General features: G+C 61.7%; 12 protein-coding genes. 3 read left to right on the top strand and 9 right to left on the bottom strand.

Annotated features, from left to right (window positions below; translation table 11 throughout):
• Positions 1 to 28: 28 nt before the first annotated feature.
• The 9 genes from ACKLNA_RS10675 to bioB form a co-directional block, all read right to left on the bottom strand.
• Positions 29 to 1,318, bottom strand: a complete 1,290-nt coding sequence (locus ACKLNA_RS10675) for a GGDEF domain-containing protein (protein ID WP_114885924.1) — start codon at positions 1,316 to 1,318, stop codon at positions 29 to 31.
• Positions 1,319 to 1,526: 208 nt separating this feature from the next.
• The gene (locus tag ACKLNA_RS10670; RefSeq protein WP_408985830.1) at positions 1,527 to 3,641 is read right to left on the bottom strand and encodes a cytochrome-c peroxidase; all 2,115 of its coding nucleotides are present in this window, start codon (positions 3,639 to 3,641) and stop codon (positions 1,527 to 1,529) included.
• A 262-nt stretch (positions 3,642 to 3,903) separates the two neighbouring features.
• Positions 3,904 to 5,709, bottom strand: coding sequence for a phenylacyl-CoA dehydrogenase (locus ACKLNA_RS10665; protein ID WP_408985829.1), 1,806 nt, complete (start codon positions 5,707 to 5,709; stop codon positions 3,904 to 3,906).
• A 275-nt stretch (positions 5,710 to 5,984) separates the two neighbouring features.
• Positions 5,985 to 6,281, bottom strand: a complete 297-nt coding sequence (locus ACKLNA_RS10660) for a pyrroloquinoline quinone biosynthesis protein PqqE (RefSeq protein ID WP_085709192.1) — start codon at positions 6,279 to 6,281, stop codon at positions 5,985 to 5,987.
• 106 nt (positions 6,282 to 6,387) lie between these two features.
• Positions 6,388 to 7,068 carry a dethiobiotin synthase gene (gene bioD, locus ACKLNA_RS10655; protein WP_408985828.1) on the bottom strand — a complete coding sequence of 227 codons (681 nt, stop codon included), beginning with the start codon at positions 7,066 to 7,068 and terminating at the stop codon, positions 6,388 to 6,390.
• Positions 7,065 to 7,871, bottom strand: a complete 807-nt coding sequence (gene bioC, locus ACKLNA_RS10650) for a malonyl-ACP O-methyltransferase BioC (protein WP_408985827.1) — start codon at positions 7,869 to 7,871, stop codon at positions 7,065 to 7,067. The genes bioD and bioC overlap by 4 nt, the downstream gene beginning before the upstream one ends.
• Entirely contained in the window at positions 7,864 to 8,595 is a 732-nt protein-coding gene (locus tag ACKLNA_RS10645; RefSeq protein ID WP_408985826.1) for an alpha/beta fold hydrolase, read from the bottom strand. The genes bioC and ACKLNA_RS10645 overlap by 8 nt, the downstream gene beginning before the upstream one ends.
• Complete coding sequence (gene bioF / locus ACKLNA_RS10640) at positions 8,588 to 9,766, bottom strand: 8-amino-7-oxononanoate synthase (RefSeq protein WP_408985825.1); 1,179 nt, start codon at positions 9,764 to 9,766, stop codon at positions 8,588 to 8,590. Before bioF ends, ACKLNA_RS10645 begins: the two co-directional genes overlap by 8 nt.
• A 67-nt stretch (positions 9,767 to 9,833) precedes the next feature.
• Complete coding sequence (gene bioB / locus ACKLNA_RS10635; protein WP_408985824.1) at positions 9,834 to 10,889, bottom strand: biotin synthase BioB; 1,056 nt, start codon at positions 10,887 to 10,889, stop codon at positions 9,834 to 9,836.
• Positions 10,890 to 10,980: 91 nt separating this feature from the next.
• On the opposite strand from bioB, the gene ACKLNA_RS10630 reads away from it, so the two are divergent.
• From ACKLNA_RS10630 to ACKLNA_RS10620, 3 genes are all read left to right on the top strand, one after another.
• Positions 10,981 to 11,721, top strand: coding sequence for a ComF family protein (locus ACKLNA_RS10630; protein ID WP_408985823.1), 741 nt, complete (start codon positions 10,981 to 10,983; stop codon positions 11,719 to 11,721).
• A 58-nt stretch (positions 11,722 to 11,779) separates the two neighbouring features.
• A complete protein-coding gene (locus tag ACKLNA_RS10625) occupies positions 11,780 to 12,544 on the top strand; it encodes a TOBE domain-containing protein (protein ID WP_114885938.1) in 765 nt (254 codons plus the stop codon).
• A 72-nt stretch (positions 12,545 to 12,616) separates the two neighbouring features.
• A complete protein-coding gene (locus ACKLNA_RS10620) occupies positions 12,617 to 14,518 on the top strand; it encodes a PhoX family phosphatase (RefSeq protein ID WP_114885940.1) in 1,902 nt (633 codons plus the stop codon).
• Positions 14,519 to 14,589 lie beyond the last annotated feature (71 nt).

The raw sequence follows: 14,589 nt of genomic DNA, 5'->3' as shown, positions 1-14,589 counted from the left end.
GTCCAGACGCTGAATGCGCCGTCATCACTCAACCTGCGGCGCTGTCCATGCGCACTGCGCCACGGCGGTTCTGACCGAACGCCATCACGCAGTTGCGGCCCGCGCCCTTGGCGGCGTAGAGCGCCTGGTCGGCGGATTTGAGCACGTCTTCCGGGGTCCGCTGCTCGACCCGTTCGGCGACACCGATACTGACCGTGACCGATACGCTGGACGCACCGGAGCCGCCTCGTCGCTGTCGCCCCTGCTGATCGTCCTGCGGGCGGTTTTCCTGATTGCGCAGCTGGATGTTGTAGGACGCAATCGACTCGCGGATGACTTCCAGGTGCGGCATGCACTCTTCAAGGGTCTTGCCCGCAAACACCAGGGCGAATTCCTCACCACCGTAGCGATACGCCCTACCGCCACCGCTGATTTTGGACAGCTTGCTGGCGACCAGTCGCAACACCTGGTCACCCACGTCGTGACCGTGGGTGTCGTTGAATTTTTTGAAATGATCGACGTCGCTCATCGCCAGCACATAGTTGCGCCCCAGACGCTGCATGCGCTCGTTGAGCGCACGACGGCCCGGCAGACCGGTGAGCTCGTCACGGAAGGCCATTTGATACGCCTCGTGCGCCACCGCCGCCGCAATCATCAGCATGACCTGGCTGCACATGATGTTCAGGGTGAACGGCAGGATGAAGGTTTTCGGCAGCATCCAGAACACCCCGAGCAACCCCACCAGTTGCGCCGCGTGCAGCGGACGCGGGTTGCGCCAGTACTGCCAGGCCAGCAACAGGAACGCCGAGAGGAACACCGGATAGGACATCTGGATCAGGCTCATCCAAGCGCCGTGCAGGGCCGGCCAGCGGATCTCCGAAAGCCACATCAGCAACGCCTGCGGGTAACTTTGCTCAAGTCCCAGCGCCACGCTGCCAAACGCCAGCAGCACGGCAAAGCGCGCCACCATGTCCTGAAACAGGTGCGTGCGCTCCTGCCACGCCGCAAACAGACCGAACAACAAGGGCAGCAGCAGACACACCAGATGGAACACCACGGCCGCGTCTTCGCGCACCTTGCCGTTGTCGCGGTAATAGTCGGTCTGGGTATCGAGCAGGAAGTAGGCGATGTACACCGTGACCATCAGAAACAGTTCGCGCTGGCGTCGGTAAACCGCGCAATACGACCCGCCGAGCAACAGCACCAGGGTTGGCAACACGTTGAACAGCGAGGTGAAGAACACATTGAGGTCTTTGACGTACGCAGCCGCCAACCCCGCAAGCAACAACAGCAGTGAAGGTATGAAATGACTGAAACGTACAGCGGAAGAACGCGGCAAGGGTAAAGCTCCGACCGTCTTGGCAAAGAGATGGCATTGTGCCTGCAATGTGGCCAGTTAAGCACACACAATGTGATCCAGATCACAGGTTGTCTCTTTAACGGCCGAATCCCTTGGTTTCTGAGCCTTCAATCAAGGTTTTTTCCCTGACAAACATGAAACTTCCGTCATGGCCATCATGTTTGATGGCCATGACGATCATTTCTACTCAAAGATCGTTGTAGAACGGCTGCAATGGTCCCTCCGCCGCCGGCCGGCCTTCAGCGCCATAAGGCTTGAGATTGAGCACTGCATCCGTTGCCTGGCGGGTCGTGACTTTCGGACTGGCCGGGCGCTGGGTCACGGCATTTTCATCACCGACGTGGCCCTGCGGAATCACCAGAGACGGATGATCGAATGGCGCCCGTTCCCAGGCGACGCGCGGATCGGTCAGGCCGACCTCCATGAATTTCACCAGCGCATCGATTTCGTCAGGCGTCAGGTTCAGCGCCGTCATGTCCGGATCGAGGTTGGAGGTGTTGTGCTGATTCACCGCCGGATGCTCGAAGCCGCTGGTGTTGTTGGCATCCTCGCCACGCCGGTCGCCGCCACGGTTGTAGAACTCCATGACCTGCTTGAGCGTGGCGCGACTGCCGTTGTGGAAGTACGGGCCGGTCAAGGCAATGTTACGCAGGGTCGGGGTCTTGAATGCGCCGTCGACTGAATCGCGGAACCCGACATTCGGCTTGAGCGTGGCATCGCACGGAATCGCTGCACTCAGCGGCGCCTCGAAGGTGCACACGTCGACATCCAGCGGATCGACGGATTTTCCACCCTGCAACACCGTGTTGTACTGGCGGGTAAACGACCACGGATTACCCCAGGCATCCGCACCGCCGAGGGCGAGATCCTCCGAAGTCGGGCGGACACCGGTGTTGTAGAAGCCGTTGTCGTAGAGCGTGGTCAGATTATCAGCCATCACCATCCGTTCGATGCGCTCGCGAGGGTGCATCAGCAAACGGCTGGCGGCATTGGTCAGTTCCGCTCCGCCGTGGCAATTGACGCATTTGCCCTTGCCGAGGAACAGGTTCATGCCCTCGACCTGCTGCGCGTTCATCGCGGTGTGATCGCCTTGCAGGTAAGCATCGATCGGTGCCTGATCGGAGATCAGCGTCGCTTCGTACATCTGGATCGCCAGGCCGAAGAACAGCGGGAAATTGGCTTCCATCTGGGTGTACGGCGCGCCGCCCACCAACACGCTTTGCGTGGCGTTCCACAGCCGGGGCTGGAAGGCATTTTTGATCAGTTCGCGATAGGTCGGACGCCGTGCGCCGGACACCGGCCCCAGCACCGAATCGCTGGACGAAATCCGTTGCTGCTTGAGCATCAGCGTGTCGAGCATCCGGCGACCGATGTCGGCAAAGGTACGGCCGCCACAGGACATTTCCACCGGACTTCCGGGCGGGCCGACGGCTTGCGAGGCGGCAGATGCATCGTTGAGTGCCAGCCTGACTTTAGTGGCGACCGTGCTGCGTTCGCTGGTCACGTAGATCCCCGCATCCGGATCGCGATTGCCGAACGGCGAAAACCCGTTGAACACGTTGTTGGCCCGGCCGTCCCAGAAGTTGCGCACGTTGAACGCGGCGTTGATTACCGACGGTGCGTTGCGCCCGGTGCTGCGTCGAACGTTGATGCCGCCGACCTGAAACAGGCCGTCCGGCTGCTGGGTGCACTTGTCGAAACGCGGCTGGTTGGGTTTGACGAAGTTGGCATCGAACACGCCTTGCGAGCCGACCACATCGTCAGTCGAGAAAACGATCGGTGAGTTGCGCTCCAGCGGATTGCTCAGCACATGAGTCGGAAAGTCGGTTTTCTTCAGCGTGTAGTTCGGCCCGCCCTTGCCACCGGACAAGGTTGAGTAAGTCGCCACGTCACCGGGAATGTCGGAGGCCACAAACGGCTTGTTGAAAATCGACGCGACGTTGGCGTTGGTGTTGGCCTGGCCGGGGTTGATCTGGTTGGTGATGCGGTGATCGACGCCGGCATGGTAGTGGCAGGAGGCGCATGCAGTCGCGCCGTCGCTGCCGATCTCCATGTCCCAGAACAACGCCTTGCCCAACAGGATGGCGGCAGAGCGGTTGAGCACGTAGTCGGTCATCAGATCGACCTTTCGCCCGCCTTCGGTCCCGGACGGATCGGGAGGAACCATCCCGCGCAACGATTGCAGTGACGGCACCTCGGGCACGGGAGGATCGACTTCGGCGGGGTCGGCGGCCCATGCGCTGTGGACTGACAGCGCGACGGGTAACCAGAAGGTCAAACGAGCGAGTCGACTGATGTTCATAGGCTTCACCCTGACTGTAGTTGTTAAGTCCCGGGCGTCATGCTTCTTTGAGCAGGCAGTTCTGGTCGGCACCGGTAATTCGGGCAGTGCAATTAATTGGCCACTCTTCGGGAAACATCTTGAATCAATCAGGGCTGGGGGATCGGCTGAGCAAAGCCGTCATCAGCGCTGGGGAACCAGCCCCGGGATTGGGGAAATCCGGGCACAAAAAAAACCGCTGCCCCCGAAGGAGCAGCGGTTTTCAGAACGACCGCGTTAAGGCTTAGTAGCCCAGCGAGAAGTTCTCTTCCTTCATGTCCATCAGGTTGTTGGCGCCCGACAGCATGGTTGCCACGTGCGTACGGGTACGCGGCAGGATGCGCTGGAAGTAGAAGCGCGCGGTTTGCAGCTTGGCGGTGTAGAACGCCTCGTCGCTGGTGCCGGCAGCCAGTTTTTCAGCAGCCAGACGCGCCATGTCGGCCCAGAAGTAGGCCAGGCAGGCGTAACCGGAGTACATCAGGTAGTCCACGGAGGCCGCGCCGACTTCTTCGCGGTCTTTCATGGCGGCCATACCGACCTTCATGGTCAGCTCGCCCCACTCTTTGTTCAGTGCAGCCAACGGGGCGACGAATTCCTTGACGGCTTCGTTGCCTTCGTTGTTCTGGCAGAACTTGTGGACGATCTTGGTGAAGCCTTTCAGAGCCTCGCCTTGAGTCATCAGCACTTTACGGCCCAGCAGGTCGAGTGCCTGGATGCCGGTGGTGCCTTCGTACAGCATCGAAATGCGGCTGTCGCGAACGTTCTGCTCCATGCCCCACTCGGCGATGAAACCGTGGCCGCCGTAGATCTGCACGCCGTGGTTGGCGGATTCGAAACCGACTTCGGTCATGAACGCCTTGGCGATCGGAGTCATGAAGGCCAGCAGTGCGTCGGCTTTCTTCTTCTCTTCTTCGTCCACGCCGTATTTGACGATGTCGACCTGTTTGGCGGTGAAGTACACCATCGCACGGTTGCCTTCGGCGAATGCCTTCATGGTCAACAGCATGCGGCGGACATCTGGGTGCACGATGATCGGGTCAGCGGCTTTGTCCGGCGCTTTTGGGCCAGTCAGGGAGCGCATTTGCAGGCGATCGCGAGCGTATTTCAGGCCGCCCTGGAAGCCGATTTCGGCGTGGGCCAGACCTTGCAGCGCGGTACCCAGACGTGCGGTGTTCATGAAGGTGAACATGCAGTTCAGGCCTTTGTTCGCCGGGCCGATCAGGAAACCGGTCGCACCGTCGAAGTTCATCACGCAAGTGGCGTTGCCGTGGATGCCCATCTTGTGTTCCAGCGAACCGCAGCTCACAGCATTGCGAGCGCCAACGGTGCCGTCAGCATTCGGCAGGAACTTCGGAACGATGAACAGGGAAATGCCTTTGGTGCCGGCCGGTGCATCCGGCAGGCGGGCCAGTACGATGTGAACGATGTTGTCGGCCATGTCGTGTTCACCGGCCGAGATGAAGATCTTGGTGCCGGAGACTTTGTAGGAACCGTCTGCCTGAGGTTCGGCCTTGGTACGCAGCATGCCCAGGTCGGTGCCGCAGTGCGGCTCGGTCAGGCACATGGTGCCGGTCCATTCACCGGAGACCAGCTTGGTCAGATAGGCCTCTTGCTGCTCTGGGGTGCCGTGCTCGGAGATGGTGTTCATCGCGCCGTGCGACAGGCCCGGGTACATGCCCCACGACCAGTTGGCTTCGCCGACCATTTCGCTGACAGCCAGGCCCAGCGACTCAGGCAGGCCTTGACCGCCGTGCTCGACGTCATGAGCCAGGCTTGGCCAGCCACCTTCCACAAATTGCTTGTAGGCCTCTTTGAAGCCAGTCGGGGTTTTCACGCCGGACTCGCTCCAGGTGCAACCTTCGATGTCGCCCACGCGGTTCAGCGGTGCCAGCACCTGCTCACAAAACTTGGCGCCCTCTTCGAGAATGGCGTCAACCATGTCCGGCGTTGCCTCTGCGCACGCTGGAAGGCTCTGATAGTGCGCTTCGTAGCCGAGCAGTTCGTCACGAACGAAGCGAATATCACGCAAGGGGGCCTTGTAGTCAGGCATAGCGATAAACCTCTGCTGATGTAACCGGGAATGAACGACCGCATTGATTTGTTGTGACGGTCAAACAGTTGTTTGAAACATACGTTTACGCCGAAATCTTGTCAAGCGTCGTTCTTTTGCCATTCGTCATCACATTTTCCGAATGCCGGATACAGCACCGCGACATGCGCCCGGACGAGCCATGTGCAATGGAAAAAGATTAGTTGAGGGAGAAGGACTTACAACGAAAAACGCCGCGAACAGTCGCGGCGTCTGGCAAAGCGCAGATCAGAAAATCAGGCGAACGTGTCGATGATCGTACCGAGCATTTCATCGGAAGCCTTGGCGACTTTCGTGCCCAGCTCCACTTGAAACTTGCCCTGGGCCATCTCGGCCATGGCGCTGCCCGGATCCATTTGCTGGCTGCGATCGATACCGCGCAGGCGATCGATCTGGGCCTCGGAAGACTGGCTGGTGACCGAACGCTCAATGGTGTTGTTGGCGATCTGGCTGGCGGCCTGATCGACGCGGTTCTGCCCGGTCTGAATGGTGCTCAGGCCTGCATAAAAAGCTGTGTTTCCGGAGATTTCCATGGGAGCTCTCATCCTTGGGAAGGATCAATGGGTGCCATTGAACCAGAGGCGTCAGAAAAACACCCGTCAAAAACACTAATGGCACAGTGCCTTGTCATAGCCAAAATCAGTCGAGCAGGTCCAGTTGCAAATGCTCGGCGACCGCCTCGGCACTGACGGCCTTGAGTTTCGGCACTCGCCCCAGGCACGGCGCCGGAATCCGTTCGGCCAGCGTCGCCAGGTTTTCCTCAAGCCTCGAAGTCTTCGGATCAATGATGTTCGCCACCCACCCAGCCAGTTGCAGCCCGTCACGGGCAATCGCCTCGGCCGTCAGCAAAGCATGGCTGATACACCCAAGGCGCACGCCCACCACCAGAATCACCGGCAGCTGCAACGCTATCGCCAGGTCCGACAGATTATCCTGATCCGCCAGCGGCACCCGCCAGCCACCCGCGCCTTCGATCAGCGTGAAGTCGGCGTTCATGGCCAGAATCTCGCGCATCGGTGCCAGCAACGATTGCACGGTCAGCGCCACACCCGCCTCACGCGCTGCCAGATGCGGCGCGATCGCTGGCTCGAACGCCACCGGGTTGACCTGTTGATACGTCAGCGGCAACGAGCATTCGGCCTGCAACGCCAGCGCATCGGAATTGCGCAAACCTCTGGGCGTCACCACACAACCGGACGCCACCGGTTTGCCCGCCGCCGTACTCAGCCCCGCCGAGCGCGCAGCGTGCAGCAACCCGGCGGCGACGGTGGTCTTGCCAACGTCAGTGTCGGTTCCGGTGATGAAATAGGCTGCGCTCATAAGGGTTTCTCCAACACGGCGTAGACCACCTGATAAGTCGCCGGCAATCCCGCAAGCTGACGGAACTGCTCGTAGGCTTCGACCAGCTCCAGAATCCGCGCCCGACCGGTCAATCCGCCCGGTCGGCCAGGGTTCAGGTTATGCGCGCCCAAGGCCTTGAGTTCATGGGTCAGGCTGCGCACATCCGGGTAATGCAGCACATGCGGCCGGTTCTCCAGACAAACACTGCGCAAGCCACTGGTCGCACACAATTGCTCGTAGCGAGCGAACTCGCGGAAGCGGTTGACGTGCACCAGGCCATCGACCTGGCGCCAGCTGTCGCGCAGTTCGAACAGCGTCCCTACACAAAGACTAGCAAACGCGAAAATCCCCCCCGGTTTCAGCACCCGAAACGCTTCGCCGAGCACCGATTCGAAGTCCGCACACCACTGCACGGCGAGGCTGGAGAAGATCAGATCACACGTCGAATCCTGCAACGGCAAACGTTCGGCGTCGCCAGCAATGAAGTGTGTGGCCCCGCCCAACGGCCGCGCGTGATTGAGCATGCCCTCCGCGATATCGAGCGCCAGCCCCTCACCAAATCGCTCGGCCAGCGCCCGTGTGAAATACCCGGTGCCGCAGCCCAGATCCAGCCAGCGTGCCGGCCGAAAATCCACCGGCAAGCGATTCATCAACTGCGTACCGACATCGCGCTGCAACTCGGCGACGCTGTCATAGCTGGCCGCTGCGCGAGAAAAAGAAGCCGCGACCTGGCGCTTGTCAGGCAAGCCGCCCGGCAACGCCGCAACAGACGAATCAGTCATCACCGCACTCACTTAAAAACGCTTGGATCGCACCCGCTACACCGTGGGGGTCTTCCAGAAGAAACGCATGGCTGGCCTGCTCGATCAGACCCACTTCGACATCTGCCAGCAACGCGAACAATTCGCCCGCGGCCTCTGCCGGCACCAACCCGTCCAGCCCGCCGAACAGATGCAATTGCGGGCCACGAAACGCCTGCAAGGCTTCACGCGTATCGATCTGCGCCAACAATTCCAGACCGGCCATCAACGCGGCCGGCGAGGTATTCGGCGCGCCGCCGAGCAACAGCCGCGACAAGCCACGCGCATCTTGCGCGCCTTGGGCACAGAGCAGAGAGAATCGCTTGAGAGTCGTGTGCGGGTCGGCGCTGCAGCCGGCCAGAAACGCATCGAAGGTCTCGCCGGGCATCGCGCTCGGCCACTGTTCATGGGCGACAAACGAAGGATTGCTCGCCAGGGTCAGCAAGCCGCAGCAATGTTCGCCACGCCGCGCCGCCAGCTCGGAAGCAAGCATCCCGCCCAACGACCAGCCGCCGAGCCAGGCATCTTCAGGGATGCGCTCATCGAGTTCGTCGAGCCAGTCGTTCAGATCGCTGGAGTCCAGCTCCGGCAACGGCTCGATGTCGACCTGCAGGTGCTCGTCGAGTCCGTGCAACGCAGCGGCCAACGGCTCCAGCGGAGAAACTCCGAGGCCCCAGCCGGGGAGCAGAATCAGTCGATCACGCATGGCTTGGCTCCGACTTGAGTTGGGCAAAGCAATCGGCCAGTCCTTCTAACAATAGTTGCACCTGCGCCTCGCTGTGGGCGGCGGTCAAGGTGACCCGCAGCCGCGCACTGCCGGCAGGCACGGTCGGCGGGCGGATCGCGGTGACCATCAGCCCCCGCTCGCGCAGCATCTGCGACAAACGCACGGCACGGCCGGCATCGCCAATCATGATCGGCTGGATCGGTGTGAAGCTGTCCATCAGTTCCAGTCCGATCTGTTTGGCACCGTGGCGGAACTGGCGGATCAGCGTCTGCAGATACTCGCGGCGCCAGTGTTCGCTGCGCAGCAACTCCAGACTTTTCAGCGTCGCGCAGGCCAGCGCCGGCGGCTGGCTGGTGGTGTAGATGTACGGGCGGGCGAACTGGATCAGGCTTTCGATCAACTCTTCACTGCCGGCCACGAACGCGCCAGCCGTGCCGAATGCTTTGCCGAGCGTGCCGACCAGCACCGGCACGTCCTCCTGGCTCAAACCGAAATGCTCGACGATCCCGCCACCGTTCGCTCCCAGCGGACCGAAACCGTGGGCGTCATCGACCATCAACCAAGCGCCTTTGGCCTTGGCCTCTCGGGCCAGCGCCGGCAGGTCGGCAAGATCACCGTCCATGCTGAACACGCCGTCGGTGACCACCAGCGTATTGCCGGTAGCTTTCTCCAGACGCTTGGCCAGGCTGTCGGCGTCGTTGTGCAGATAGCGATTGAAGCGCGCGCCGGACAACAATCCGGCATCCAGCAACGACGCATGATTGAGCCGGTCTTCCAGCACCGTGTCGCCCTGCCCGACCAGCGCCGTGACCGCCCCGAGGTTGGCCATGTAGCCGGTGGTGAACAACAGCGCACGTGGCCGTCCGGTAAGGTCGGCCAGGGCTTCCTCCAACTCATGATGCGGGCCACTGTGGCCGATCACCAGATGCGAAGCACCGCCGCCAACGCCCCACTTGGAGGCAGCGGCGCGCCAGGCCTCGATCACTTGCGGGTGATTGGCCAGGCCCAGGTAATCGTTGTTGCAGAACGCCAGCAACGGCTGACCGTCGACCACCACTTCCGGCCCTTGTGGGCTTTCGAGCAGCGGTCGCTGGCGATAGAGATTTTCGGCACGACGGGCAGCAAGGCGTGCGGCGAGATCGAAAGACATGCAAGCCTCACGGGTAGCAAATGAATCAGCAGGCGCCACCCGAGGCAGCGCCTGAAAGAACGGGCGATCAGACCGCCGCGTTGTAGAACTGCTCGCTGCTCTTCTGCTCCACCAGCGCCTGCTCGATGGCGGCCTGATGCACTTCATCGGCATGTTCTTCACAGGCTTCCGGCTGAATGCCCAGACGTGCAAACAGTTGCATGTCCTTGTCGGCCTGCGGGTTGGCGGTGGTCAGCAGTTTGTCGCCGTAGAAGATCGAGTTGGCGCCAGCGAAGAACGCCAGGGCCTGCATCTGCTCGTTCATCGCCTCGCGGCCGGCGGACAGGCGCACGTGGGATTGCGGCATCAGGATCCGCGCCACGGCGAGCATGCGGATGAAGTCGAACGGATCGACGTCGTCAGCGTTTTCCAGCGGCGTGCCGGCCACTTTCACCAGCATGTTGATCGGCACCGACTCCGGATGCTCCGGCAGGTTGGCCAGCTGGATCAGCAGGTTCGCGCGGTCATCGAGGGACTCGCCCATGCCGAGGATGCCGCCGGAGCAGATTTTCATACCGGCATCACGTACGTAGGCCAGGGTCTGCAGACGCTCGCTGTAAGTGCGGGTAGTGATGATGCTGCCGTAGAACTCCGGCGATGTATCGAGGTTGTGGTTGTAGTAGTCGAGGCCGGCCTTGGCCAGCGCTTCGGTCTGGTCCTGATCGAGACGACCGAGGGTCATGCAGGTTTCCAGGCCCATGGCTTTCACACCTTCGACCATCTTCAAGACGTAGGGCATGTCCTTGGCCGACGGGTGCTTCCACGCCGCGCCCATGCAGAAACGGGTCGAGCCGATGGCCTTGGCGCGTGCAGCCTCTTCGAGGACTTTCTGCACTTCCATCAGCTTTTCTTTTTCCAGGCCGGTGTTGTAGTGACCGGACTGCGGACAATATTTGCAATCTTCCGGGCAGGCGCCGGTCTTGATCGACAGCAGGGTGGAAACCTGGACGCGGTTGGCGTCGAAATGCGCGCGGTGCACCGTCTGCGCCTGGAACAGCAAGTCGTTGAAAGGCTGAACGAAGAGTGCTTTGACTTCGGCCAAAGTCCAGTCGTGACGCAGGGTGGCAGTGGTGCTGGCGCTCATGGGCGATTCCTTGGTTATGCTTGGCTTGCGCCTGGGGAAACGGAATACCCACAGGCACGACACGGATGTTCGGCATATTTAAGGAAGAGCCATGCACTGTCAACCACATCAAGATAGACCGGTTTACATCTGGTTAAATAACAACCAGCACTGTTTGATTTGCGATGAGCCGGGGGAAACCGAAACACCGCTCTGCGTAGCCTGCGAAACCGACCTGCCCTGGCTTGCCGATCAATGCATGACTTGCGCATTGCCGCTGCCCGCAGCAGGCCTGACATGCGGTGGCTGCCTGAAAGATCCGCCCGCCTTCGAGCAGGTGGTAGCACCCTGGTCCTACGGCTTCCCGGTGGACAGCCTGATCACCCGGTTCAAGCACAACGCAAAATGGCCGTTTGGCCGCCTGTTGGGCGAGGTTCTCGGGCAATTCCTGCAACATCGCTTCGACGAGGGCCTGCCACGCCCGGACGCCCTGCTGCCGGTGCCGTTGGCGAACAAGCGTCTGCGGCAGCGCGGATTCAATCAGGCAGCCATGCTGGCGCAATGGCTCGGCAAACAACTGGATCTGCCCTGTGAAGAAAATGCCCTGCGTCGTATCCAGGACACCAGTGCCCAGCAGGCACTCGACGCCAAGGCGCGCAAACGCAATCTGTGCAACGCCTTCGATCTTTTGCCAGACGCTCATGTACAAGGTCGGCATCTGGCCTTGGTCGATGATGTGTTGACCACCGGTGCCACCGCCCAGGCGTTGGCCCGGCTGCTGGTGGACGCGGGCGCCACGCGGGTCGACGTCTACTGCCTGGCCCGAACACCGAAACCTGGCGACGCGGCTTGACTCACACGCGCCAAGCGGCCAACTTCCTCCTTCATCAACCCAGCACAAAGCACCCGACATGTCCTTGCCTTCCCTGTTGTCCCAGCACATCGTCCGCCGCCCGCAGCGCATCGCCCTGCTGCAACACATCGCCGAACAGGGCTCGATCACCCGCGCCGCGAAAAGCGCGGGCCTGAGTTACAAAGCGGCGTGGGATGCCATCGATGAGCTGAACAATCTGGCGCAAAAACCCTTGGTCGAACGGGCTGTCGGCGGCAAGGGCGGCGGTGGCGCAAAACTGTCCAGCGAAGGCGAACGGGTGCTGCGTCTTTATCAGAAGCTGCAGGCCTTGCAGGCGCAGGTGCTGGAAGCCGCCGAAGACGCCAGCGATCTGGATCTGCTCGGTCGCTTGATGCTCCGGACCAGCGCCCGCAACCAATTGCACGGCAAGGTCGTCAGCATCGAGCATCAGGGCCGCAATGACCTGATCCGCCTCGAACTGGCCGAAGGCCTGTGCATCGACGCGCAGATCACCCACGACAGCACCGTGCATCTGGAGCTGCAACCGGGCACCGAAGTGGTGGCACTGATCAAGGCTGGCTGGCTTGAATTGTTGGGCAACGGACAGGCCGCAACATCTGGTCACAATCTTCTCGAAGGCACACTCGAGGCGATTCTCGACGCCGAAGACGGCCCCAGCGAAGTACGCATCGCCCTGCCCAATGGCCAGACACTCTGCGCCCTGGCTGAGCCGCTGCACCTGCGCACCCACAAACTGACCGTCGACCAGCCGGTACAAGTGCAGTTCTCGCCGTCCAATGTGCTGATCGGCACACCGCTCTAGCCCGGTTCCCTGCAACAAAAGCTTCATCGCCTCTCATTAAGGTGGCTGCCAAAACCAAGCAGGGAGCCTGATGTGAGCCTATTAGAAGAAAACCAATCCACTGACCTGGAAAAAATGGTCGGCATGAGCCGTCGTGGTTTCATCGGTGCCGGCGCACTGTGCGGCGCGGCGATGTTCCTCGGTGGCAGCCTGTTGAGCCGCAGCGCCTTGGCCACCGGTATCAGCGCCGGCAACAGCCGCCTGCTGGGCTTCGACAGCATTCCGGCCGCCACCACCGACGTCATCAGCCTGCCCAAGGGCTACAAGTCGTCGGTGCTGATCAGCTGGGGCCAGCCCCTGCACAAGAACGGCCCGGCCTTCGACCCGAGCGGCAACGGCACCGCGGCTGCACAGGAAGTGCAGTTCGGCGACAACAACGACGGCATGAGCCTGTTCGCCTTCCCGGACGACAAGAATCGCGCGCTGATGGCGATCAACAACGAATACACCAACTACCGCTACCTCTACCCCCACGGCGGCCTGCCGCAGTCGGCGGAAGACGTGCGCAAGGCGCTCGCCTGCGAGGGTGTGTCGGTGATCGAAGTGGCACGCAAGAACGGCCAGTGGCAGTTCGTCCAGGGCTCGCGCTACAACCGCCGCATCCACGGCAACTCGCCGCTGCGCATCAGCGGCCCGGCGGCCGGCCATGAGCTGATGAAAACCAGCGCCGACAAGCACGGCAAGAAAGTCCTCGGCACCTTCCAGAACTGCGCCAACGGCAAGACTCCGTGGGGCACTTACCTGACCTGCGAAGAGAACTTCACCGACTGCTTCGGCAGCAGCAACGCCCAACAGCAATTCGACCCGGCGCAGAAACGCTACGGCGTGACAGCCGCCAGCCGCGAGATCAACTGGCATCCGTTCGATCCGCGCTTCGACATGGCGAAGAATCCGAACGAACTCAACCGTCACGGCTGGGTGGTGGAAATCGACCCGTTCGACCCGCAATCGACGCCGGTCAAACGTACCGCCCTCGGTCGCTTCAAGCACGAAAACGCTGCCCTGGCCGAGACCGACGACGGTCGTGCCGTGGTGTACATGGGCGACGACGAACGTGGCGAGTTCATCTACAAGTTCGTCAGCCGCGACCGCATCAACCACCGCAACGCCAAGGCCAACCGCGACATCCTCGATCACGGCACCCTGTACGTGGCGAAGTTCGACGCCGGCGACGGCAACCCCGATCACCCGAAAGGCCAGGGCCAGTGGATCGAACTGACCCACGGCAAGAACGGCATCGACGCCAGCAGTGGTTTCGCCGATCAGGCCGAAGTGCTGATTCACGCGCGCCTCGCCGCCAGTGTGGTCGGCGCCACGCGCATGGACCGCCCGGAATGGATCGTGGTCAGCCCGAAGGACGGCCAGGTTTATTGCACCCTGACCAACAACGCCAAGCGCGGCGAAGACGGTCAACCGGTGGGCGGCCCGAACCCGCGCGAGAAGAACGTCTACGGGCAGATTCTGCGCTGGCGTACCGACCGCGACGATCACGGTTCGAAGACCTTCGGCTGGGATCTGTTCGTGGTGGCCGGCAACCCGAGCGTGCACGCCGGGACGCCGAAGGGCGGTTCGTCCAACATCACCCCGCAGAACATGTTCAACAGCCCGGACGGCCTCGGTTTCGACAAGGCTGGCCGACTGTGGATTCTCACCGACGGTGATTCGAGCAACGCCGGAGACTTTGCCGGGATGGGCAACAACCAGATGCTCTGCGCCGACCCCAAGACCGGCGAGATTCGCCGGTTCATGGTCGGGCCGATCGGTTGCGAAGTCACCGGGATCAGCTTCTCGCCGGACCAGAAAACCCTGTTTGTCGGGATTCAGCACCCGGGCGAGAACGGCGGCTCGACCTTCCCCGAGCATTTGCCGAACGGCAAGCCGCGCTCTTCGGTGATGGCGATTACCCGTGAGGATGGCGGGATCGTAGGCGCCTGATTCGGCGACGCGCTGATCGTTCCCGTGCCTTGCACGGGAACGATCCCCCTCAAGACAGCCCGTCTGCGCTA

The organism is Pseudomonas sp. UV AK001 (assembly GCF_046097675.1).
Lineage (GTDB): Bacteria > Pseudomonadota > Gammaproteobacteria > Pseudomonadales > Pseudomonadaceae > Aquipseudomonas > Aquipseudomonas kribbensis.
Note: the sequence above shows the minus strand (reverse complement) of the source record. Positions and strands in the feature narration are given on the sequence as shown.